Raw genomic sequence first — 23,635 nt, forward strand, 5'->3', positions numbered from 1 at the left:
AACTATAGAAGCAACACGAAAGAATGGTTGAACTGGCCGGACGGGACGGTTTCGTAAACGATACAGCGGGGGGTGTCAGGCATCGAACGTGTACCGAAGAGACAGAGGCAACAGCAGTTAACCAGAATGATAGAAGAGAACCCGTTTGTGACGGATCAGGAACTTACACGCCAATTGAAGGTGAGTATTCAGACGATTCGTCTTGACAGGCTGGAACTTGGAATACCCGAACTTCGGGAGCGGATGAAACTGATGGCAGAGCTCTCGTATGATCAGGTACGCTCGTTGCCCTTGCATGAGATTATCGGTGATATTGTGGATCTGCAACTGGATAAGAGCGGGATTTCCCTGTTTGAGATTAAGGAAGAACACGTGTTTTCCAGAACAGGGATTGCACGCGGACACTATGTCTTTGCACAGGCCAACTCCTTAGCTGTAGCGATTATTAATGACGAGATCGCGTTGACTGCATCAGCAGACATTCGCTTTGTCCGTTCGGTTCATTTGGGAGAGAAATGTATTGCAAAGGCTTATGTGAGATCGATTCCGGGTCAAAAGGGCAAAGCCAAAGTGGAAGTATTCACTTATGTAGGTGAAGAAATGGTGTTTCAAGGCAACTTTGTAATCTACCATTCAGGTGGAGAAGACAGCGGAGAAGGAGGTCATTTGGAATGAAAATCGTCATTGATGCCATGGGAGGCGACAATGCACCTGCATCAACGGTACAAGGTGCGATTGCCGCAGCCACGGAATGGGCGGATACACAGATCGTACTGATCGGCGATGAAGCCAAGCTGGAACCTCTTTTGAGTCAGTCAGGTGTGAGACCTGTCAATCTTACGGTCCGGCATGCTTCCGAAGTTATTGGTTCGGATGATGAACCCGTCAAAGCAGTGCGTCGCAAAAAGGATGCCTCCATGGTGGTCGCAGGCCGCATGCTGAAAGAGGGCGAAGCGGACGCGATGATCTCGGCGGGCAATACTGGAGCGCTCATGACAGCGGGTTTGCTTGTTGTAGGTCGCATGGAAGGCATTGAACGTCCGGCGCTTGCGCCTATGATTCCAACGATTGATGATGTAGGTGTGCTTGCGCTGGATCTAGGAGCGAATATGGATGCCAAACCGGAGCACCTTGCACAATATGGCTTGATGGGCAGTTTGTATCGGCAAAAAGTACAGGGCATTGAGTCCCCACGAGTGGGTTTGCTCAATGTAGGAACAGAGCCAGGCAAAGGAAATGAGTTGACCAAACATGCATACCCTTTACTGGAACAACTCCCAATTCGTTTTGTCGGTAATGTTGAGGCACGTGATGTGCTGACTGGTGCTTGTGATGTGCTTGTATGTGACGGTTTTGCAGGGAATATCCTGCTGAAGTCGCTGGAAGGCACAGCAGGTGCCATTTTCGCCTTGCTTAAGGAACAATTTTCATCTTCTCTCAAAAGTAAACTGGCTGCAGCTGTACTAATGCCTGAGCTGCGTGGGTTGAAACGAAAGCTGGATTATACGGAGCATGGCGGAGCGCCACTCCTCGGTTTGAGCAGACTGGTTGTGAAAAGTCATGGATCTGCTGATGGCAATGCCATCAAAAATGCTGTGCGCCAAGCTCGGATTGCAGTGCAGAATCAGCTGGTAGAGAGCATATCTAAGGAAATTAGCGGGAAGTGAGTGAGGATATGAATAATTTGCGCCCAGTAGGGATTATTGGTACAGGGAAATATGTGCCTGAGAAAATTTTGACAAATAGCGATCTGGAGAAAATGGTCGATACCAATGACGAGTGGATCGTCAGTCGTACAGGAATCAAAGAGCGTCACATCGCTGCACCGGATCAGGCAACTTCTGATCTGGCATATGAAGCGGCTATTAAAGCCCTTGAATCTGCAGGTATGACAGGCAGTGATCTCGATCTGATTATTGTTGCAACCATTACCCCGGATTCTTCGTTCCCATCGACAGCCTGCATCTTGCAGGACAAATTGGGTGCAAAAGGTGCCGCGGCATTTGATCTGTCGGCTGCTTGTTCCGGATTTGTATACGGTTTGGCTAGTGCTACGAGCTTCATCCAAAGCGGTATGTACAACAATGCACTTGTTATTGGTGCGGACTGCTTGTCACGTATTACGGATTATACAGACCGTAACACATGTGTCCTCTTTGGTGATGGAGCAGGCGCGGTAGTTGTTGGTGAAGTTCCGGAAGGTCGCGGATTCAAAGCGTTCGATCTCGGTGCCGAAGGTGCTGGCGGTAGTCTTCTTCAGATGGAAGGCGGCGGTTCCCGTCTGCCTGCTACTGCAGAGACCGTTGAAAATAAAAAACATTACATCAACATGAACGGTCGTGAAGTGTTTAAGTTTGCGGTACGTGTCATGGGGACGGCTACCATTGAGGTATTACGCAAGGCTGGTATGGAGCGTACGGATGTGGATCTGTTTGTTCCTCACCAAGCGAATATTCGGATTATCCAATCTGCGATGCAACGACTTGAACTTCCTGAAGAAAAGGTTGTAGTCAACGTGGATAAGTATGCAAACACATCTGCTGCTTCCATCCCGCTTGCTCTGGTAGAAGCAGCGGAGGAAGGCCGTATGAAAGCCGGAGATACCGTTCTGATGGTTGGATTCGGTGGCGGTTTGACATGGGGTGCATCGGTACTCGTTTGGTAAATTAGACATCTGGGAGATGAATGAGATGGGTAAAATAGCATTTGTATTTCCCGGACAGGGATCACAGGCTGTAGGCATGGCCAAGGACGCGTATGAGTCCGTGCCTGCCGCAACCGAAATTTTTCGCACAGCAGATGAAACATTGGGTTTCTCGCTGAGCAACCTTGTATTTGAAGGACCGGAGACCGAGTTAAAACAGACATCAAATACACAACCGGCTCTGTTGACAGCAAGTATTGCCTTGCTGGAAGCTTTCAAAGAAAAAGGAATTCAGCCTGACTATACGGCTGGACACAGTCTGGGAGAATACAGTGCACTGGTGGCAGCGGGCGTTCTTTCGTTTGCAGACGCAGTGAGCACTGTGCGGGCACGTGGTCAGTATATGGAACAGGCAGTACCGGGTGGACAAGGAGCGATGGCTGCTGTGTTGGGTGCGGATCGGGAAGCGCTGGGGGTGCTTTGCCGTGACGTATCTGAAAGCGGTCATGCGGTTGAACTTGCCAACATTAATTGTCCGGGACAAATCGTCATTTCTGGTGTGAAGGAAGGCGTAGCTGCTGTCGCGGAACGAGTGAAAGAAGCAGGCGGTAAACGCGCCATTGCATTGGAAGTAAGCGGTCCGTTCCACTCCTCATTAATGAAGGGTGCAGCTGAGAAGCTGGCAGAGAAACTGAAAACCGTTACGTTCTCACCGGCAGCGGTCCCTGTAGTCGCTAATGTGACTGCAAGACCTGCAGAGGATGGACAGGTTCAGGATTTGTTGACAGCTCAGGTCTATTCTCCTGTATTATGGGAAGACAGTGTGACATGGCTTATTGAGCAAGGTGTGGATACGTTCATCGAGATTGGATCTGGCAGTGTATTGACCGGTTTGATTAAAAAAACAGATAAAACCGTAAAACTGTACAATGTGAACAGTCTTGAAACGCTCGAAGCAACGGCAAGTGAATTAGAAGGAATTATATGAGTTAAACTAAACTTTTTACACGAGAACGGAGAGGACAGAAAAAAACTGAAGAAGCGGAGCGTTCGCCTTTATCACCGGATTTTCCCTTTATAAAAGGGAATCAAAAAAATCTGGGGATAACAGCGATGGGAAGTTTATTCTGTCATCGGAGTGGCAAGTGTAAACATTCTTTGGTTGAACTGATATAGATTTGGGGAAAGGAGGAATGATTATGTCTAAACCATTAGAAGGTAAAAATGCACTTGTTACCGGGGCATCCCGGGGCATTGGGCGCAGTATTGCACTGGCACTTGCAGAAGCTGGAGCGAACGTAGCCGTGAATTATGCGGGTAGCCAAGCGGCAGCTGAGGAAGTGGCAGAAGCGATTCGTGCCAAAGGAGTCAAGGCGATTACACTTCAAGCCAATGTTGGCCTGATGGATGAAGCTGAACAAATGGTCAAAGCTACACTCGAAGCATGGGGCAACGTTGATATTCTGGTGAACAATGCTGGAATTACCCGTGATAATCTGATCATGCGTATGAAAGAGGAAGAATTCGATCAGGTTATTGAAACCAATCTCAAAGGTGTGTTTAACTGCCTTAAGGCGGTTACACGTCCAATGATGAAACAACGGTCGGGAAGAATTATCAATATCTCCTCGGTTGTAGGTGTGCTCGGTAATGCTGGACAAGCGAACTATGTTGCTGCCAAAGCAGGAGTCATTGGCCTGACAAAGGCATCTGCTCGTGAACTGGCTTCTCGTGGAATCACAGTTAACTGTGTTGCGCCAGGTTTCATTGAGACAGATATGACAAAAGAGTTGTCCCAGGAGCTGGTGGACGGTATGCTAAGTGGTATTCCGTTGTCCCGTTTGGGTCAGCCGGATGAAATCGCTGGTGTAGTCACTTTCCTGGCTTCACAGGCTTCATCTTATATGACAGGGCAGACGTTGCATGTCGATGGTGGCATGTACATGTAATTCTTCCCGGACTTGATCAATAGTCGGGGAACAGGCGCTGGACGATCCGAAATGCCGGAAAAAGGCCGGGTTCCCCGGCCGGGAGCCGCATATGTCTTCTATGGCATTTTGCCTGCGATTCTCGTATAATACCAAAGAAGGAGGTGAACCGGATGTCCGATGTATTGGAGCGTGTAAAACGCATCGTCGTCGACCGCTTGGGCGCAGACGAAGCTGAAGTTACACTTGAAGCATCTTTCAAAGAAGATTTGGGTGCTGATTCTTTGGATGTAGTGGAATTGGTCATGGAATTGGAAGATGAATTTGATTTGGAAATCTCTGATGAAGATGCAGAAAAAATCACGACCGTAGGTGAAGTTGTAAACTACATACAATCTCATACCTAAAGTCATTTTTAGTCCCGCACATGTTTTCGAACAGGCGGGACTTCTCATCATTCATTGGTTTTTCTCATTCCGCATGCAGCTCTACTCAAGCAGGCTATCTTGGTTGAGTAGATGTCTGTTTGCGGATATTCCCACAAAATACTTGCGTAATGCAGTCGATATAGAGGTGACTCGGTTTGAAACAAAGAGTAGTAATTACCGGAATGGGCGTAATGACATCGCTCGGAAAAGATTTGGAAACGTTCTGGGGCAGTTTAATGGCAGGAAAGTCCGGAATTTCTCAGATTGAGGCGTTTGATGTTAGTGAATACACGACACAGATTGCAGCCGAGATCAAGGATTTCAACCCGGAAGAATATATGGATCGCAAGGATGCTCGCAAAATGGACCGTTTTGTACAGTTCGCTGTGGCAGCCGGCTTCAAAGCCGTTGAAGACAGTGGTCTGAAAATTAACGAGAATATTGATGCAGAGCGTTTCGGTGTATCCATCGGATCAGGTATTGGTGGATTGGGTACGTGGGAGGACCAACATAATGCATTATTGCAAAAAGGTCCAAAACGGGTAAGCCCATTCTTTATTCCCATGATGATCTCCAACATGGCTTCAGGCCAAATGTCGATTTCCCTTGGTGCCAAAGGTCCTAACATTAACGTTGTTACCGCTTGTGCAACAGGTACACACTCCATCGGAGATTCCTTCAAGCTGATTGCTAATGGTGATGCAGATGCCATGATCTGTGGTGGTGCGGAAGCAACAATCAGACCAACGGGTCTTGCAGGGTTCTGTGCGATGCGCGCAATGTCTACACGTAATGATGATCCTGCGAAGTCAAGCCGTCCTTTTGATACAGAACGTGATGGTTTTGTTATGGGCGAAGGCGCTGGTGTTATGATTCTGGAATCCCTGGAACATGCTCAAAAACGTGGTGCACGCATTTATGGTGAAGTGATCGGTTACGGTCTGACAGGTGATGCACATCACATGACAGAACCAGATCCGGATGGAGCAGCACGTTGCATGAAGATGGCACTTCGTAATGCAGGTATTGAGCCTGAAGAAGTGGACTACATTAATGCACACGGAACTTCGACGCCTGTAGGCGACAGATCCGAAACGCTTGCGATCAAAAAGGCGTTTGGTGATCATGCGTACAAGCTCGCCGTGAGTTCCACTAAATCCATGACGGGCCACATGCTTGGCGCTGCTGGTGGTGTAGAAGCGGTTATCTGCGGATTGTCACTGACACATCAGACACTGGCTCCAACGATTAACCTGGAAAATCAGGATCCGGAATGTGATCTGGATTATGTACCAAATGTTCCACGTCAAACCAAAGTTAATATTGCCATGTCCAATTCATTTGGATTCGGCGGTCACAATGCCACCATTATTCTCAAAAAATTTGAAGCATAAGGGGCTAGTTCGTTTGAGTGAAGATCTGAAGCAGTTACAACATAAACTTCAAATCAAATTTGACAACAGGCAGCTTTTAAAACAAGCGTTTACCCATGCTTCTTATGTAAACGAACACCGGTTCAGTCAGCATCAGGACAACGAGCGTCTGGAGTTTCTGGGCGATGCCGTGCTGGAACTGACTGTATCGGAGTACTTGTATCATTTGTATCCTAACCGTCCGGAAGGTGAATTAACTAAGCTGCGGGCATCCATTGTCTGTGAGCCTTCCCTCGTCAAATTTGCTGAAGTGTTGGGTTTTGGGCAGTATGTACTTCTTGGTAAAGGTGAGGAACTAACTGGAGGACGGACACGGCCGGCTCTGCTGGCGGATGTGTTTGAATCTTTCATTGGTGCATTATATCTGGATCAGGGGCTTGCGCCTGTTCGGACATTTCTTGATCAGCATGTCTTCCCATTAATCGTATTGGGCAGCAAGCTGCAAATGAGTGATTACAAAACGGAACTGCAGGAACTTACTCAGCATCACAATATGGGAGCTTTGGAATACCGTATCGTTGAGGAACGGGGACCTGCCCATGAACGTGAGTTTGTCTCGGAGGTCCACATGGGTCAAGAAAGGCTTGGCAGAGGTACAGGACGTTCCAAAAAGGAAGCGGAACAACAGGCTGCATCTGCAGCACTTGATCGACTGAAGCTTCCGGAAGCCGGAGCTTAACCGATAGCGCATAGACAAACGAAGAGCAAAGAGCAGCCCGCGGGTCCGCCCCGGCGGAAGTAATCGGCCGGACTGCTTTTTGCTCTTTTTTTTGTAGAGAGGTTCAGGAGAAGGTTACCTGATCGTTAACTAAATAAGTGAACTTTATTTTGGTTCAATTTATTTAGGCGCTGGAATGCAATACTTGAAATTTGCAAGAGGAGGTGACGAGAAACCCTATGTTTTTAAAACGGATTGAATTGGGTGGATTCAAGTCATTCGCCGACAAAACGGAGATGGAGTTCGTTCGTGGCATTACGGCTGTTGTAGGTCCGAACGGAAGTGGAAAGAGTAATATATCGGATGGAATTCGCTGGGTTCTGGGGGAACAAAGTGCTAAGTCGCTGCGTGGTGGCAAAATGGAAGATATCATCTTTGCAGGTAGTGACGCACGGAAAGCCGTTAATTTCGGTGAGGTGTCGCTAACACTTGATAACGAGGATCACGCACTTGCATTGGATTTTGGTGAGGTGACGGTGACTCGTCGTGTACATCGCAGCGGAGATAGTGAATATTTTATCAACAAACAATCTTGTCGTTTGAAGGATATCACGGAGCTGTTTATGGATACCGGCATCGGTAAGGAAGCCTACTCGATTATTGGACAGGGGCGAATCGAAGAGATTCTGAGTACCCGTTCAGAGGATCGCAGAGGTATCTTTGAAGAAGCTTCAGGTATCGTTAAATATAAATCCCGCAAGCGGGATGCGACGCGCAAACTGGATGAGACAGAGCAAAATTTGCTGCGTATTCATGATCTGGTGACTGAACTGGAAGATCAGATTGGACCGCTAAAGGAACAATCGGAGAAAGCGATCCACTATAAGGAACTTCGTTCTCAGCTCAAATCGCAGGAAATTTCCATGTATGTGTACCAGATCGAACAGATTCATGCGTCCTGGAGTAAAGCGAACGAGCGCCTGCAATCGCTAAAACAGGAAGAGGTTGGACTGGCGGCGATTGTCTCTACGCATGATGCCAAGCTGGAAAATGACCGGAATGCGTTGCGTATCCTGGAAACAGAGACAGAGCAACTGCAAGCTGCTTTATTGCAATTCAGTGAAGCGACGGAGAAAAGTGAAGGGCTTGGAGAATTGCTCAAGGAGCGCTCGCACCATCTGCAAACGAATCAGGAGCAGCTCAAAGTAACGCTTGCCGCCAGTGAAGAGAGACATCGCGAACGGGAAACCGAGCTGCTTGCACTGCGTGAGAAGTTTGGCAAACTTGAGCATGAACTGAATGATGTGAGAAATCAGTTGTCCCAAGAAGAAGCCAAACTCATCGGTGTCACAGGTGGCATTAGTCAACAGCAAGAGGAAAGCCTCAAAGGCAACTTGCTGGAACTGATGAATCAGATGGCTCAGACACGAAATGAAATTCGTTATGTGGACCAGCAGAAAGAAACGCTGGAGCGCAGAATGAATCGCGCGGCTGAGGAATCGGGCAAATGGGAAGATCAAAAAGAGACACTGGAAAGTCGTAAAGCGGACATTGAGAAAAAAGTTGTTCGTTTGGGCAAAGAAATCAGTGATCTACGTGGTGGATACATTACGGAAAGTGAACGACTCCAGTCGCTGCAGAAGCTGCTTGAAGAAAGTCGGGGTACGGTCCGTAAATGGGAACAGAAGCGTGAAGCTCAAGTTTCCCGCCGCGATACGATGAAAGAGATGCAGGATGATTTTGACGGATTCATGCTGGGTGTCAAGGAGGTTCTCAAGGCTTCACGTAAAGGTACGCTGAGCGGTGTTCATGGAGCTGTGGCTGAACTCGTAAAAGTTCCCGAGAAGATCGAACTTGCGGTAGAAACAGCAATGGGAGCATCCTTGCAGCATGTGGTCATGGAAAATGAATCAGTTTCCAGACAGGCAATTGCTTTTCTGAAGCAACGCCAGTTGGGGCGTGCAACGTTCCTGCCTCTGGATGTCATTCGTCCTCGTGCCATTGGAGCGGCTGAACGTTCTATGATTGAAGGTATGGAGGGTTTTGTGGGGATCGGTGCTGATCTTGTACAATTCGAATCCAAGTATGCTTCAATCATTGGCAGCTTGCTCGGTAATGTTATTATTGCCGAAACGTTGGAGGTCGCCAATAAAATTGCGGCTCGCTGTCAGTATCGTTTCCGGGTTGTGACGCTTGAAGGTGACGTGGTCAATGCGGGTGGTTCCATGACAGGTGGTAGCCAGCACAAGAAAAATGTGAGTCTGCTCAGCCGGAAACGGCAGCTGGACCAGCTCGACCAGGATATTTTGGATACGGAAAATCAAATCGTGAAACTGCATCGCAGTGTGGATGATGTAAAAGTCCAACTGGAACAGTGTCAGGACAAACTGGATGAACTTCGTCAGTCCGGTGATGATACCCGAAATGCAGAACAGCAGGCTTCGATGGAAATGAAACAGGTAGAGCATGAGCTTCGCCATGTGCTTGAACAGGTTGCCGTTGCCGGGCAGGAGAAGAGCGGCTTTACCGAAGAGATCAAAGAGCTGGATACGGCTCGGATCGTCGCTGTGAAGAAGCTGGAGCAGCTTGAAGAGGAAGAAAAAGCGACTCATCGTGCCATTCATGCAGCTGAGTTTGCTCGGAAAGCCAATGAATCCGCGAAGGAAGAATTGCAGAGCCAACTCACCGAATTGAAAGTGCGTGAAGGCAAGCTGGATCAGGAGCGATTCTCCAATGGAGAACAATTGCGACGTCTGGAGCGGGAAGTAGAGTCGCTGGTGAAAGATCTTCGTCAGAATCGCACGTTGCTGGCTTCGATGGAAGCAGATCTCAAGAAAACACAGACCGAGAGTGTTAAACAGATTGAAGATCTGAACCAGTATAAGCTGAAAAAAGCGGAAGCTTCTCAGGATCTGGACTTCAAACGTGCTGCCCGAAGTGAGTTGTCGAAAAAGCTTGAGCTTGCCGAGAGCGAAACGAAGGAACAGCGCACGCAGTTAAAAGCTGTGGAAGAACAGATGCGACAGACGGAAATTTCCGTGAACCGGTTGGATGTTGAGCTGGAAAATATACTGCGAAAGCTGACGGATGAATACGAACTGGGCTATGAACTGGCCAAAGAGCGTTATCCTGTACCGGAAGACGTGGAGCATACACAGGCAGAGGTACAGAAGCTGAAGCGCAGTATATCCGCCCTGGGTGATGTGAACCTGGGAGCGATTGAGGAGTTCCAGCGAGTCAATGAGCGATACGAGTTCCTGAGTGAACAGAAGAATGACCTGGTGGAAGCTAAAACAACGTTGTATCAGGTTATTCGGGAAATGGAAGACGAGATGGCGAAGCGATTCAAGATTACGTTTGATGCCATCCGCCGTGAGTTCGGTACCGTGTTTAGCAAGCTGTTTGGCGGGGGACGTGCTGACCTTGTTCTGATGGACCCGGAGCGCTTGCTTGAAACGGGAATAGATATCGTGGCTCAGCCACCAGGCAAGAAACTGCAAAACCTGCAACTGTTATCCGGTGGGGAACGGGCTTTGACGGCGATGGCTTTATTATTTGCTATTCTGCATGTCAAACCGGTACCATTCTGCGTGCTGGATGAAGTTGAGGCAGCGCTGGACGAAGCTAACGTGGTACGTTTTGCCCAGTACTTGCGTGAATTCTCCGAACAGACACAGTTTATCGTTGTTACCCATCGTAAAGGTACGATGGAAGAGGCAGATGTGCTGTACGGTGTTACAATGGAAGAGGGCGGTGTATCCAAGCTCGTTTCGGTTAAACTGGAAGATGAGGAAGCAGTAATTGCCTGATCTGATCCAAACCTGCGAGACAAACGAACTCATTGTAATCATTGAAAATCATTCAGATTGAGCATTTTTGCAAAACCGCTTAGATTATGTACACGATGGAGGGGCTTTATGAGTTTTTTTAAAAAGCTTAGAGACAGCATTGCAAGCAAAACGGAGTCGGTCACCAAACAGTTTAAGGATGGATTGGAAAAGACACGTAAAGGGTTAGTGGAAAAAGTGTCGGATCTCGTAATCCGTCGCAAAAAAATCGATGAAGAGTTCTATGAAGAACTGGAAGAGATTTTGATCGGAGCAGACGTTGGTGTGAATACAGTCATGAATCTGATCGAAGACCTGCGCGTTGAGGTGAAAAAACGCAAAATTGAGGATGCGGCTGAGCTGCAGCCTGTATTGTCCGAGAAACTGACGGGTCTTCTTCGCGGTGAACAGAATAACGAATTGAAAATGAACCCGGATGGCATTACCGTCATTTTGTTTGTTGGTGTTAACGGTGTTGGTAAAACAACAACGATTGGCAAGCTGGCACATCGATTTAAACAACAAGGTAAAAAAGTCATCATGGCAGCTGGAGATACGTTCCGTGCCGGAGCCATTGAACAGCTGGAAGTATGGGGGCAACGTGCCGGTGTCGATGTGATCAAACAGCAATCTGGTTCTGATCCAGCAGCGGTTATGTATGATGCGGTACAAGCAGCGAAACAACGGGGTGCGGATGTTCTGCTCTGTGATACAGCAGGTCGTCTGCAAAACAAATCTAACCTGATGGACGAGCTTAACAAGATCTATCGTGTCATTCAGCGTGAAATTCCGGATGCTCCGCATGAAGTACTGATGGTACTGGATGCAACAACAGGTCAAAATGCTTTAAACCAGGCTAAACTTTTCGGTGAGAAAAGCGGTGTAACTGGCCTCGTACTGACGAAACTGGATGGAACAGCCAAAGGGGGGATCGTTGTTGCGATCCGTCAGGAGCTGGACTTGCCTGTGAAGCTCGTAGGACTGGGTGAGAAAATTGATGATCTGCAGCCGTTTGATTCGGAGCAATTTGTGCATGCCTTGTTCGCCGGATTGATCCAAGAACAGCCAGCGGAAAGTGCTGAAGAAGAGGAAGCTAATTCCTAGAATCATTAATAATAGAATGAATTAATAATGTTAACCGTATTGCCAGTGATATACGTGATAAGTGTCACGTGTAATGTCACTGGCAATACGTGTATAATGGAGGAATAAAGCAGGCAATGTTAAAGGGTTAGAAAGGACGGTTGAAAATGGCCAATACGTATACCTATTCTCGCCGTGAAGAAGTCGCCAATGCGGTGACACATGGAATCGGCGCTGCACTCAGTGTAGCTGCACTGGTGATATTGATTGTATTTTCAAGTATGAAAGGCACGGCTTGGCATGTGGTCAGTTTCACGATCTACGGAATCACCATGCTGTTGCTCTATACAAGTTCTACACTCGTGCATGCATGGAAAGATGGAAAAGTGAAAGATTTATTTGAGATTTTCGACCATTCTTCCATTTATTTATTTATTGCGGGATCGTACACTCCGCTTTTGTTTATTGCTGTTCGCGGTACACTTGGATGGACCCTGTTTGGCATAATCTGGGGTATCGCATTATTCGGCGTGATCTTTAAGGCATTTTTTACGAAAAAGTTTCTATTCATGTCCACGATTTTCTATATTGCGATGGGCTGGCTGATCGTTATTGCCTGGCAACCTCTTATGGCGGCCATTCCTACAGGCGGCATTGTGTTGCTGGTTGCTGGAGGCCTGATGTATACACTTGGTACGCTCTTTTATGTATGGCGTGGATTTCCGTACCACCATGCGATTTGGCATCTCTTTGTGTTAGCAGGCAGTATTCTTCATTTCTTTATGGTACTGCTGTACCTGACACCACTTCGTTAGAACACCATAGACGGATGCATCTCCACGGACTGAGACGCATTCGTTTTTTCTTCTACATAGAGGTGGGTCGCAGGGACACAGATAGAATTTGCTTGTAGTGAAGAAGGGCATAAACTACCCGTTAAACATCGAAATAACGTATCATCAGAGCTGTTTTTATTGTGACAAGTATTTTTGCTTGACAACCTGATTTGTTTTAGGTATTATTAGGAACGTTGCAAGAGTGTAAAGTGTTTTTCCTTGACGAAGGGAGTGCCCCGATGTGAGTCAAGAAAATCGGCTTGAGAAGACAAACCGGATTAACTTGCTGTTTGCTTTTTATGAATTGTTACTTACCGAGAAACAGCAGACTTTTCTAAAGTATTACTTTCATGACGATTTCTCACTTGGTGAAATTGCAGCCGAGTTTGAGATCAGCCGCCAGGCGGTATACGAGCATATCAAGCGTGCCGAACAAGTGCTGGAAAATTACGAAAGCAAGCTGGGCTTGCTGGAAAAGCATGAACGGCGTAATCGCAATCTTGAAGATTTGCAAAATGCATTGGAACGCGCAGGCGTCTCCATTGATAACAACAAACAAATACACGATATCGTTGCTCAGCTTAGTGAATGAAATATTGGCTGAGCGGAACGTATCGGTCTTGCAAACAGTATTAAAGCTTAAGGAGGTGGGATCATGGCATTTGAAGGATTAACGACCCGATTACAGAATGTGTTCAGCAAGCTGCGCGGCAAAGGCAAGGTGTCTGATGAAGATGTAGCCGAGGCTATGCGCGAGGTACGTCTGGCATTGCTCGAAGCGGATGTAAACTTCAAAGTGGTCAAGGAATTCATCGCCAAGGTGAAAGAGAAGGCTGTTGGCAAAGAAGTGATGGAGAGCTTCACGCCAGGAATGGTCATCATCGACATCGTTAACAAGGAACTAACGGATTTGATGGGTGGAAGCCAAGCGAAACTGGCTAAAGCGAACAAACCGCCTACGGTGCTGATGATGGTTGGTTTGCAGGGTGCTGGTAAAACAACCACATCGGGTAAACTGGCTAAAATGCTGCAAAAGCAAAACAGCAGACCATTGCTTGTTGCAGGAGATATTTATCGTCCCGCAGCGATCAAACAGTTGCAAGTACTTGGCGAGCAGATCAAAGCGCCGGTATTCACACTGGGAGATCAGACAAGCCCTGTTGAGATCGCACGTCAAGGTCTTCAACATGCGAAGGATAACGGTAATGACTATGTTATTATCGATACAGCTGGACGTCTGCATGTTGATGAAGAACTGATGGAAGAACTTCGCCAGATTCACAGCGTAGTGAATCCGGATGAAGTACTGCTTGTTGTAGACAGCATGACAGGTCAGGATGCGGTTAACGTAGCAGAACACTTTAACCAGCAGCTTAATCTGACCGGGGTTGTCCTGACCAAGCTGGATGGAGATACTCGTGGTGGTGCTGCGCTTTCCGTCAAAGCAGTTACGGGTTGTCCAATCAAGTTTGCTTCCCTTGGAGAGAAACTTGACGCTTTGGAGCCGTTCCACCCGGAACGTATGGCTTCACGGATCCTCGGTATGGGTGATATGTTATCTCTGATTGAGAAAGCACAATTAAACATTGATACCGATAAAGCCAAGGAAATGGAACGGAAGATGCGTAATGCAGAATTCACGTTTGAAGATTTCCTGGAGCAGATGGATCAAGTGAAAAAGCTGGGACCAATCGACCAGATCATGGATATGATTCCCGGCATGGGCAAGATGAAACAAGCCAAGGATCTGAAGGTTGATGATAAACAGATGGGCCGGATCGAAGCGATCGTTTACTCAATGACGACCGAAGAGAAACGTAACCCGGACATGATCAACCATAGCCGCCGGAAGCGTATTGCTACCGGAAGCGGAACATCTCTGGCTGAAGTAAATCGTCTGATCAAGCAATTTGATGAGATGCGCCGCATGATGAAACAGTTCTCGGATATGATGGGACCTAAAGGCGGCGGTAAAAATAAAGCTATGAAGCAGCTTAAAGGTATCGGTAAAGGAATGAAGTTTCCTTTCCGTTGATTTAAGCGAAGCTGGATCATATACAGATTTCATTGAAGGAGGTGAATTTTCAAATGGCAGTTCGTATTCGTCTGAAACGTATGGGTGCTCACAAAGCTCCTTTCTACCGCGTAGTGGTATCGGATTCCCGTTCCCCACGTGACGGTCGTTTTATCGAGGAGATCGGTTACTACAACCCGGTTGAACAACCGGCTGTTGTTAAGATCGATGAAGATAAAGCATTGGCATGGCTTCAAAACGGTGCACAAGCATCTGACACTGTCCGCAACTTGCTTAGCAAAGCGGGCGTGATGAAGAAGTTCCACGAGTCTAAATTATCTAAATAAAGTGCTGATTCGGAGGGTCATCTATGGAAGAATTAGTAAGCATAATTGCTAAGGCTTTAGTCGATCATCCGGAAGATGTGACGGTTCGGACGGTTGAGAAAGACCGGCTTGTCGTTTATGAGTTAACCGTTCATCCTGACGATGTCGGGAAGGTAATTGGTAAACAGGGACGAATCGCGAAATCACTTCGTACGGTCGTCACATCAGCAGCAGTTAAGATGGATAAACGGGTTACCGTTGATATCATATCTTAAAGATATACGAAAGGGGGTTAGGATGCATGTCCTAGCCCCTTTTCGTGCATGCTGAAACTTAAATAATATGATTGAAATAGCTCGTTAAGTATGATTATTTGCGGAAGTAGTGAAGGGTACGGAATCGATTCTGAAGAAGCGTCAGCGCTCGCCTTTATCACCGGATTTTCACCTTTAAAAATAATTAAAAAAATTAGGGGATAACAGCGATCCGAAGAACGATCCGTAACCGGAACGGTCGCATGGAGATCATCAAATATGAGTACCATATGAATGGATTTTAGGAGGAATTATGGCAGAGTTTATGAATGTAGGTAAAATCGTTAATACGCATGGAATTCGCGGTGAGGTGAGAATCATGCCTATAACCGATTTCCCAGAAGTGCGTTTCGCGAAAAATGCAGAGTTGTTTTTCTTTACACCAGATAATCATCCAGTCATGGTTAACGTGGAATCTGCACGTTTGCATAAAAATATGTATATTCTTCGTCTGAAAGAGTATGGCAATATTAATGAAGTAGAGAAGTTTAAAGGCGGTATGGCCAAAGTGTTAAAAGAGAACCTCGCTGAGCTGGAGGAAGGTGAATACTACTTCCATCAAATCGTTGGGTGTTCGGTTATCACCGAAGAGGGTGAAACGCTTGGAACTATCTCTGAAATTTTGACTCCGGGTGCCAATGATGTATGGGTTGTCAAAACGCCAGCAGGTAAAGAAGTGCTGATTCCCGTTATTGATGATGTAGTACTTGATGTGGACATCGAACAGCAGCAAGTGAAGATTCACCTGATGGAAGGGCTGCTGTAACATGAAAGTGGATGTATTAACACTCTTCCCGGAGATGTTTGATGGCGTATTCGGAGCAAGCATTCTGGGTAAAGCCCAAACGAAGGGGCTGGTGTCCCTCGGTGCAACCAACTTCCGTAATTATGCCACAAATAAACATAATACGGTCGATGATGCTCCTTACGGTGGGGGTGGAGGCATGGTGCTAAAACCAGATCCGATTTTTGCTGCTGTTGAAGATGTACTGGAGCAACGCGGAGAAGCCGCGGCAACCATGAAAGCTCCACGTATCATTTTAATGTGTCCGCAAGGTGAGACGTTTACACAGAAAAAAGCAGAAGAACTTGTACAGGAAGATCATTTGATTTTTATATGTGGACATTATGAAGGTTACGATGAGCGAATTCGCGAATTTCTCGTGACGGATGAACTATCCATTGGTGATTACGTGCTCACTGGTGGGGAATTGCCTGCTATGGTTGCGATCGACAGCATCGTACGCCTTATTCCCGGTGTGCTTGGCAATGAGACAAGTGCTGTGACGGATTCATTCAGTACTGGACTCCTCGAATATCCACACTACACACGTCCACCCGAGTTTAGGGGCATGAAAGTACCGGATATGCTGTTGTCGGGACATCATCTGAACATTGAGGCATGGCGCAGAGAACAGTCGTTGCTTCGTACGCTGGAGCGCAGACCGGAGATGTTGGAAACGGCTGATCTGACGGATAAAGAACGTATTTGGTTGAAAAAGATACGCTCAAACCGTAAACATAGCACAGAATAAGTATATGTATCGTATAAACACGTAAATATATCTTTTTATAGAGTTTGAAAAAGCCAACCTTGATACCAAAGGTTGGCTTTTCTTATGTGTTTTGTAAAGAAAGCTGGATATTCATTGGGTAATTCTATAAAATGGAGGTATATTTTAAAACTAAGTTTCACTAAATGAAACCAAAGGCGGTGTAAGAATGAATTACAATATTATTGATCTTGATCATATTCAGCTCGCAGCACCAGAAGGCTGTGAAGAGGAGGCACGTCATTTTTTCAATAAAGTTCTGGGCTGGACGGAGATTCCCAAACCTGAAATTCTGAGAAAACGGGGTGGTGTATGGTTCGAGTGTGGCAGACACCAAGTGCATATTGGGGTACAAAAAGATTTTATTCCCGCCACAAAAGCTCATCCGGCATTTCATGTACAACATTTGGATCAGTTACGTGATCATCTCATTCATAACCAAATTCATATTGTCGATGACGAAGCAAGAGTAGATGAAGGTGTAAGACGTTTTTATATAAATGATCCTTTTGGCAATCGTCTTGAGTTTTTAGAGTGGGCTTAAAATCATTCGTTTAAATCGTTTAATTACGTAGGCACTTTTTTGCAACTTTGAACATTTTTGCATGACCACATAATAGGGTTGTAAAAAATAGGGGTTTTCTTTATGGTGAACTCAGCTGGATTTGAATAACAACGATAAGCTGAGGAGGAAGATGATGAGCATTCAGCCTTATGAAATCGCCAGTCTAAATATTAGCCAAGCCGGAGAACGCTGCAAAATGCTTTTAGGAGATCTAAACGGGGATGGCAGACTTGAAATGTTGCTGGTACAGGCAGATGGGGGTATAGACGATCGGTATGTCCCGCATCAGGTATGTTGTTTGACTGCGTTTGATCTGGAAGGAACATTACTATGGCAGGTCGGAACTCCTGATCCCGATGCAGGGGGTCCGGGTTCAGACTATCCCGCTCAGGTCGCAGATTGGGATGGAGATGGAAATAATGAAGTGTTGTGTGTGATGGACAAACAATTTCTCGTGTTGGATGGCCGGACCGGAGAGATCAAAGAAACACGTGATCTGCCAGGTGATGAAGCACATGACTGCATTATTCTCGCCAACCTGACGGGTAACCAGCATAGAATGGACATTATACTGAAAGACCGCTATAAGACGTTGTGGGCACTCGACCATGATTTTAATTTGTTATGGAAGCATGAAGGGAATCCAGGACATTTTCCATGGGTATACGATATCGATGGAGATGGGAAAGATGAAGTGATGGCCGGATATGACATGCTGGATCATGATGGGACATTATTATGGTCTTGTCAGAATCTCGATGATCATGCTGACTGTATATGGTTTGGCGACGTTGACGTTGATGGGCAAGTCGAGGTTGTCATTGGTGGCAGTGTTACGGTCATGATGGACCGCTACGGAAATGAGAAATGGCGTTATGAAGATTCAATTGAATCACAGCATATTGCGTTAGGCCATTTTTGTACTGGAATGGAAGGTTTACAGATTGCAGGTCTGGACCGGATTGTCCGGGGGGATGAGCATGGTAAGGATGGAATGTTCATGCTGGATAGCGCTGGTAAAGAAATTTGGAAAGAAAACCGCACAACTCGGGGCTGGTTAACCATTATAGAGCCTGTGTGTAACTGGGATGAGGGTGGACTCGATTATATTTTGGCGTATCGCCGAGGGGGAGATGTGTTGCCTTCTTTGGTAGATGGAGATATGAAAACGGTTACTGAATTCCCGAAAGAGGGATATGCGGTACATGCAGACCTGGTTCAGACGGGGAAAGAGCAGATCATCATCTATGACGCAGAGGAAGCAGTGATTTATTCCAGCTCTCCGATGACATTATCACTTACCGATGCAAAAAGAGCCAAGCCTCAGCTCAAAAGGCTGTATAGCTCGACTCTGTATCCGGGCGGTGAAGTTAAAATCTAGATTTTACTGATCATTCTCCGATGCAGGTAATTCGTTCTGCGGATTGGATTTGGGTTGAAGCAACGTCGCCAAATCAGTACCTGTCGTGACCGTCAAGCGAGGCAGCCTCATGGGATGATCTCCTGGATGCACAAATCCAGACTTTACGGTAAAGGCCATGCGATATCCATGTTGTTGTAACTTGTAGATCATCTGTGTGCTGGTATAACCAAAAGGATAGGCCAAATAAGGTGTGTCTATTCCGATTTCCTTCATTTGCTGGATATCATCATCCAGAAGACTGGTGTCCAGACCGACAGGTACGCTGGTCCCACAGCGCATAAATCCCTTATGATGCAGGTTATAGGTATGGCTGTTGAACTCAAATACGTCGGTTGCTGCCTGCATCTCTGGCTTGGAGATGAAACTGTTGATGGCGGGCTCAAATACCGAAGGTTGATCCTGAATTTTACTGCCTATGACAAACAGCGAGGCATGAAAATTATATTTCTGAAGCACAGGGTAAGCTAAAGTATAATTGTTCTGGTATCCGTCATCAAAGGTAATCACAATGGACTTCTGTGGCAGGGAAATCTTCCCGCTAACATATTGTTCAAGCTGATTCAATGTAATCGAGCGGTAGCCTTCATCATGCAGGTATTTCATATTTTGCTCAAAATCCTCCAGATTAATGATGGATTTATTATCTGTCTCGTGATTATTCAGTTTGGGCTCTATGTAATGATACATCAGCACAGGAACTTCTGTAGCGGTACCTTGTTCAATCCTAAAGTTAGAACGATCCAGCGCAGATTGGCTAGAGAAGTCAGTGTGTGACAGCTCGAATGCTTTGCGTTTGACTATGTCCCAGGATGTGCAGGCTTTGTGTGACAGTGCATTCGTTGGGTGAGTTACGGCATATGAATATAGTGTAATGGAGCATGTGAGCATGGCGAGTAGGGCAAGTGTGATCTTTTTCCAATATTTCATAAGTCTTGGGATTCTCCTTTTAAAGTGGTCAATAAGTTATATCATAGACGATATTACTACACTGGAAGTTACAGTATTTTTTCCTGTATTAGGTTGACTTGCAGATGAGAGCGTTGATTCACTTTCCATACGGGAGAATGTATTTTAGAATGAAGTTAACATGTGATGGATGAGTTTCAGAGTGGCAGATTGAACAATAGGCATTTGTTTAATTTCTCTTGTGTTTTGATATGCTGCGTGATACAATAAGTCTGTTATGTGGAATACGGCGGTCCTCTATGGATGATGAAGGAGACAAGGTGATCTCTGGAAGAAGTATGAACGCCTGTATGGAAGGAGGGAGTCATAGATGAATATCGTTCAAGCGATTACACAAGAACAACTTCGCAAGGATCTTCCGAGTTTTCGTCCTGGTGACACTTTGAAAGTGCACGTTAAGGTAATCGAGGGAACTCGCGAGCGTATCCAATTGTTCGAAGGTGTTGTGATTAAACGCCGTGGTGGTGGAATCAGTGAGACTTTTACAGTTCGTAAAATTTCTTACGGTGTAGGTGTGGAAAGAGCTTTCCCGCTTCATTCCCCTAAAATCGATAGAATCGAAGTGGCTCGCCGTGGTAAAGTTCGTCGTGCGAAGCTTTATTATCTTCGTGAACTACGCGGTAAAGCAGCGAGAATTAAAGAAATTCGTTAATATAACGGATACCGGGAAGGGCTTGGAGACAAGCCCTTTTCGTTTTTGTCCGGGAAAAGTTGAACCGGAGGTACACTTCCGAGTAAAATGGTATGGCAACACATGCGGGGAATAGTCCGGGAGGCTTGTAAAATCAGTTATTGATAACATTTGAATTGTGGATTAAATGTACTGTAATGCTTGGTGTAAGATTACATAACTGATGTGAATGTTTTGTATCCATCCATTGAGTTATTGGAACGATACAGAATGCTGGATGTGTGTACTGCTATAAACATGTACTGTGAAGAGAGGAAGATCTTGAATGGAACAAGAAGTTCAACATGACCGGGGCAATCCTGCCGAAGAGAAAGATAGTCGATCCAAAAAAGCCAAAAATGAAATTGTTGAATGGCTTAAAGCCATTGTTATCGCATTAGTTCTCGTCATTCTCATTCGGTGGTTGCTCTTCAAACCGTTTGTTGTGGACGGTCCGTCCATGCAGCCGAACTTTGAAACGGGTGAACGTGTGATCGTCAACGAAATCTTATATGATATCAGAGAACCGAAGCGCGGTGAAGTTATCGTCTTCCACGTACCATCCGAAGGTCGAGATTTCATTAAACGTGTTATTGCTGTAGAAGGTGATACCGTTGAGGTTCAAGACGATACCGTGATGGTTAACGGTAAAAAGGTTGATGAAACGTATATTCAAGGAGCCATTGATGCAGCTGAAGCAAATGGTGGAACCTATAATGTGAAGGATTTCCCGAATGAACAGTTCCCTGATGGCAAAGTGCCGGCAGGTCATGTGTTTGTCATGGGAGATAACCGTCCAAATAGTACAGACAGCCGTATGATCGGTTATGTTTCGTTAAAAGATATTATTGGTCGTGCAGATGTGATTTTCTGGCCGATCGGTGAGATTAAGTGGATCAACCACTGAAATTGAAGTAAATAATGAGGTGAAGACAAGTTGACGATACAATGGTTTCCAGGTCATATGACTCGAGCCAGACGCCAGATTCAGGATAAGTTAAAGCTCATCGACGTGGTCATCGAACTATTGGATGCCCGTCTGCCTGTCTCCAGCCGTAATCCAATGATTGACGAAATATTGCTGGATAAACCCCGGATGATTTTGTTGAACAAATCGGATTTGGCAGATGCAAAAGTGACGCAAGAATGGATTGAATATTTCAAAAAAGAAGGAATTACCGCTTTTCCTGTAGATGCTTCGACGGGAACCAATGTTAAAGATATTCCCGTGCAGGCCAAGCTTCTTCTTAAAGAAAAAATTGACCGTCAAATTGCTAAAGGGATTAATCCTCGTGCGGTTCGCGGGTTGATCGTAGGGATTCCCAATGTAGGTAAATCCACACTGATTAACCGATTGGCTGGACGGAGTATTGCGTTAACAGGAGATCGTCCTGGTGTGACGAAGGGGCAACAGTGGATCAAGGTAGGCAAAGAAATGGAGTTATTGGATACTCCAGGTATTCTTTGGCCTAAGTTCGAAGATCAAAATGTAGGTTATCGTCTTGCCGTAACTGGTGCGATCAAAGAGGAAATTTTGAATGCAGAGGATATCGCCTTTTTTGGAATCAGTTACCTGATGCGTTATTACTGGGACGCCCTTGAAGAGAGATACGGACTTCAGGAGTTCTCCAAGGATGCAGATGATTCAGACAGTGTTATTGCGATTATGGAACAAGTCGGCCGTATACGTGGTTGCATTGTAAGCGGTGGACGTATTGATCTGGAAAAGGCATCACGAGCATTTCTGCGTGAACTGCGAGCGGGTAAAATGGGACGTTTCTCTATGGAAGCTCCCTATTAAAAAAATGGACTCTACACGATGGAGATCATTATCTTTATCTGTTCATTTCATATATACAAGTGCCGAAAGAAGCGGCCGTTACCGGATTACCGGGAGCGGTCGTTTTTTTGTGTATACAAACGTGGAAGTAGAGCTGGAACATACGTCGAAAACGATAAAATGGAAGAGGATTGAAGAACAGTACGCTTTATGGAATTGGCTGACCTATATATCAGGTGCATCTAAATCGTGCTATGATAAATGGTGGTGCAATTTAAATTAGACGAGGTCTGATATATTCAATTTATACCATCAAATACCGATAAATGAAGACATCACTATCTTTATATTGTAAATCTCAAGGAAAAGTTTTACTGAGAGAGACAGGTTGTACAGAACAAAAGACAGAGGATCTACGTCTATATTATAAAAAGTTGTAAGTGATACGTATGCTGAAAAAGCGTGGGTAGAGGAGATGAGCGTTATGGTTGAAAATAATGAAGAGATCGGGTTGAATCTACTGGATACTCCGATTGGACCAAAGAAGAAAAAAGAAGTCAGTGAACCTCGAGATCTGTTGCTCTATGAGCGGGAGTATTGGGACAGTGGATTTGAACGTATTGCTGGTATTGATGAGGTGGGGCGGGGCTGTTTGTTTGGGGATGTTGTGGCAGCGGCGGTTATTTTACCGAAGGATCTCATCCTGGAAGGCGTGAATGACTCCAAGAAATTAACGGAGAAAAAACGGGATGCATTATATGACATCATTATGGAAAAAGCGCTGGCGGTAGGTATCGGGTACGCGGATGCAGAGACAATTGATCGGCTTAATATCAAACAGGCTGCGAGACTTGCGATGAAACGTGCGGTTGAAGCATTGGGAGAAACTCCTGATTATATGCTGGTGGATGCCGAGAAGGTGGATGTGAATGTACCTCAACTGTCCATTATTAAAGGTGATGCTAACAGTCAATCGATCGCAGCGGCATCTATTATTGCCAAGGTAACGCGAGATCGGCTGTGTAAGGAAGAATGGGATACGTTATATCCGGAATATGGTTTGTCGATACATAAAGGATATGCAACAAAAGTTCATCGGGAGCAAATTATGGCATTGGGGGCAACCCCGATGCATCGGCGCAGTTTTCTGGGCAACCTGCTTGGAGAGCAGCAATCTTTGTTTTAAA

The 23,635-nt window shown here is 45.9% G+C and carries 24 protein-coding genes; 23 read left to right on the plus strand and 1 reads right to left on the minus strand.

Going from position 1 to position 23,635, the window contains the following annotated elements; translation table 11 throughout:
* The first annotated feature begins 126 nt into the window (after positions 1-126).
* The 19 genes from fapR to CXK86_RS02770 all read left to right on the plus strand — a co-directional run bounded on the left by fapR (position 127) and on the right by CXK86_RS02770 (position 18,990).
* The gene (gene fapR / locus CXK86_RS02680) at positions 127-675 is read left to right on the plus strand and encodes a transcription factor FapR (protein ID WP_047842457.1); all 549 of its coding nucleotides are present in this window, start codon (positions 127-129) and stop codon (positions 673-675) included.
* Positions 672-1,667: a phosphate acyltransferase PlsX gene (gene plsX / locus CXK86_RS02685; RefSeq protein WP_101313438.1), complete on the plus strand. Its 996-nt coding sequence runs from the start codon at positions 672-674 to the stop codon at positions 1,665-1,667. Before fapR ends, plsX begins: the two co-directional genes overlap by 4 nt.
* Before the next feature lie 8 nt (positions 1,668-1,675).
* Positions 1,676-2,665 carry a beta-ketoacyl-ACP synthase III gene (locus tag CXK86_RS02690; protein WP_036610885.1) on the plus strand — a complete coding sequence of 330 codons (990 nt, stop codon included), beginning with the start codon at positions 1,676-1,678 and terminating at the stop codon, positions 2,663-2,665.
* 25 nt (positions 2,666-2,690) lie between these two features.
* Positions 2,691-3,632: an ACP S-malonyltransferase gene (fabD, locus tag CXK86_RS02695; RefSeq protein WP_076249833.1), complete on the plus strand. Its 942-nt coding sequence runs from the start codon at positions 2,691-2,693 to the stop codon at positions 3,630-3,632.
* A 211-nt stretch (positions 3,633-3,843) separates the two neighbouring features.
* Positions 3,844-4,593 carry a 3-oxoacyl-[acyl-carrier-protein] reductase gene (fabG, locus tag CXK86_RS02700; RefSeq protein ID WP_017689228.1) on the plus strand — a complete coding sequence of 250 codons (750 nt, stop codon included), beginning with the start codon at positions 3,844-3,846 and terminating at the stop codon, positions 4,591-4,593.
* A gap of 152 nt (positions 4,594-4,745) precedes the next feature.
* A complete protein-coding gene (acpP, locus tag CXK86_RS02705) occupies positions 4,746-4,979 on the plus strand; it encodes an acyl carrier protein (RefSeq protein ID WP_024630176.1) in 234 nt (77 codons plus the stop codon).
* Between the two features lie 176 nt (positions 4,980-5,155).
* Entirely contained in the window at positions 5,156-6,394 is a 1,239-nt protein-coding gene (gene fabF / locus CXK86_RS02710; protein ID WP_036609459.1) for a beta-ketoacyl-ACP synthase II, read from the plus strand.
* 13 nt (positions 6,395-6,407) lie between these two features.
* A complete protein-coding gene (gene rnc / locus CXK86_RS02715; RefSeq protein ID WP_036609458.1) occupies positions 6,408-7,112 on the plus strand; it encodes a ribonuclease III in 705 nt (234 codons plus the stop codon).
* Positions 7,113-7,330: 218 nt separating this feature from the next.
* A complete protein-coding gene (gene smc / locus CXK86_RS02720) occupies positions 7,331-10,900 on the plus strand; it encodes a chromosome segregation protein SMC (protein WP_076249832.1) in 3,570 nt (1,189 codons plus the stop codon).
* Positions 10,901-11,008: 108 nt separating this feature from the next.
* Entirely contained in the window at positions 11,009-12,022 is a 1,014-nt protein-coding gene (ftsY, locus tag CXK86_RS02725) for a signal recognition particle-docking protein FtsY (protein WP_036609455.1), read from the plus strand.
* 146 nt (positions 12,023-12,168) lie between these two features.
* Positions 12,169-12,816 carry a PAQR family membrane homeostasis protein TrhA gene (gene trhA, locus CXK86_RS02730; RefSeq protein ID WP_017689222.1) on the plus strand — a complete coding sequence of 216 codons (648 nt, stop codon included), beginning with the start codon at positions 12,169-12,171 and terminating at the stop codon, positions 12,814-12,816.
* A gap of 262 nt (positions 12,817-13,078) precedes the next feature.
* Positions 13,079-13,429, plus strand: coding sequence for a YlxM family DNA-binding protein (ylxM, locus tag CXK86_RS02735; RefSeq protein WP_017689221.1), 351 nt, complete (start codon positions 13,079-13,081; stop codon positions 13,427-13,429).
* Between the two features lie 63 nt (positions 13,430-13,492).
* Positions 13,493-14,872: a signal recognition particle protein gene (gene ffh / locus CXK86_RS02740; protein WP_076249831.1), complete on the plus strand. Its 1,380-nt coding sequence runs from the start codon at positions 13,493-13,495 to the stop codon at positions 14,870-14,872.
* Positions 14,873-14,925: 53 nt separating this feature from the next.
* Positions 14,926-15,198 (plus strand): 30S ribosomal protein S16, encoded by a 273-nt coding sequence (gene rpsP / locus CXK86_RS02745; protein WP_017689219.1) that lies wholly within the window; start codon positions 14,926-14,928, stop codon positions 15,196-15,198.
* Between the two features lie 23 nt (positions 15,199-15,221).
* Positions 15,222-15,452 (plus strand): KH domain-containing protein, encoded by a 231-nt coding sequence (locus CXK86_RS02750; protein ID WP_017689218.1) that lies wholly within the window; start codon positions 15,222-15,224, stop codon positions 15,450-15,452.
* A 292-nt stretch (positions 15,453-15,744) separates the two neighbouring features.
* Positions 15,745-16,257 carry a ribosome maturation factor RimM gene (gene rimM / locus CXK86_RS02755; RefSeq protein ID WP_036609454.1) on the plus strand — a complete coding sequence of 171 codons (513 nt, stop codon included), beginning with the start codon at positions 15,745-15,747 and terminating at the stop codon, positions 16,255-16,257.
* Position 16,258: 1 nt separating this feature from the next.
* Positions 16,259-17,026, plus strand: a complete 768-nt coding sequence (gene trmD, locus CXK86_RS02760) for a tRNA (guanosine(37)-N1)-methyltransferase TrmD (protein WP_036670343.1) — start codon at positions 16,259-16,261, stop codon at positions 17,024-17,026.
* Positions 17,027-17,213: 187 nt separating this feature from the next.
* Entirely contained in the window at positions 17,214-17,588 is a 375-nt protein-coding gene (locus CXK86_RS02765; RefSeq protein ID WP_076249830.1) for a VOC family protein, read from the plus strand.
* Positions 17,589-17,742: 154 nt separating this feature from the next.
* Positions 17,743-18,990, plus strand: coding sequence for a hypothetical protein (locus CXK86_RS02770; RefSeq protein ID WP_076249829.1), 1,248 nt, complete (start codon positions 17,743-17,745; stop codon positions 18,988-18,990).
* Between the two features lie 3 nt (positions 18,991-18,993).
* Here the strand turns inward: CXK86_RS02770 and CXK86_RS02775 are convergent, their stop codons facing one another.
* On the minus strand, positions 18,994-19,959 hold the full coding sequence (locus tag CXK86_RS02775; protein WP_076249828.1) for a polysaccharide deacetylase family protein: 966 nt from the start codon (positions 19,957-19,959) through the stop codon (positions 18,994-18,996).
* A gap of 349 nt (positions 19,960-20,308) precedes the next feature.
* Between CXK86_RS02775 and rplS the strand changes: the two genes are divergently transcribed.
* From rplS to CXK86_RS02795, 4 genes are all read left to right on the plus strand, one after another.
* Positions 20,309-20,650 (plus strand): 50S ribosomal protein L19, encoded by a 342-nt coding sequence (gene rplS, locus CXK86_RS02780; protein ID WP_017689212.1) that lies wholly within the window; start codon positions 20,309-20,311, stop codon positions 20,648-20,650.
* A gap of 304 nt (positions 20,651-20,954) precedes the next feature.
* Positions 20,955-21,575, plus strand: coding sequence for a signal peptidase I (lepB, locus tag CXK86_RS02785; protein ID WP_036609449.1), 621 nt, complete (start codon positions 20,955-20,957; stop codon positions 21,573-21,575).
* A 30-nt stretch (positions 21,576-21,605) separates the two neighbouring features.
* Positions 21,606-22,469, plus strand: coding sequence for a ribosome biogenesis GTPase YlqF (ylqF, locus tag CXK86_RS02790; RefSeq protein ID WP_017689210.1), 864 nt, complete (start codon positions 21,606-21,608; stop codon positions 22,467-22,469).
* A 463-nt stretch (positions 22,470-22,932) separates the two neighbouring features.
* On the plus strand, positions 22,933-23,634 hold the full coding sequence (locus CXK86_RS02795) for a ribonuclease HII (protein ID WP_083669772.1): 702 nt from the start codon (positions 22,933-22,935) through the stop codon (positions 23,632-23,634).
* The last annotated feature ends 1 nt before the right edge of the window (position 23,635 follow it).

The organism is Paenibacillus sp. BGI2013 (assembly GCF_002843485.1).
GTDB lineage: Bacteria > Bacillota > Bacilli > Paenibacillales > Paenibacillaceae > Paenibacillus > Paenibacillus amylolyticus.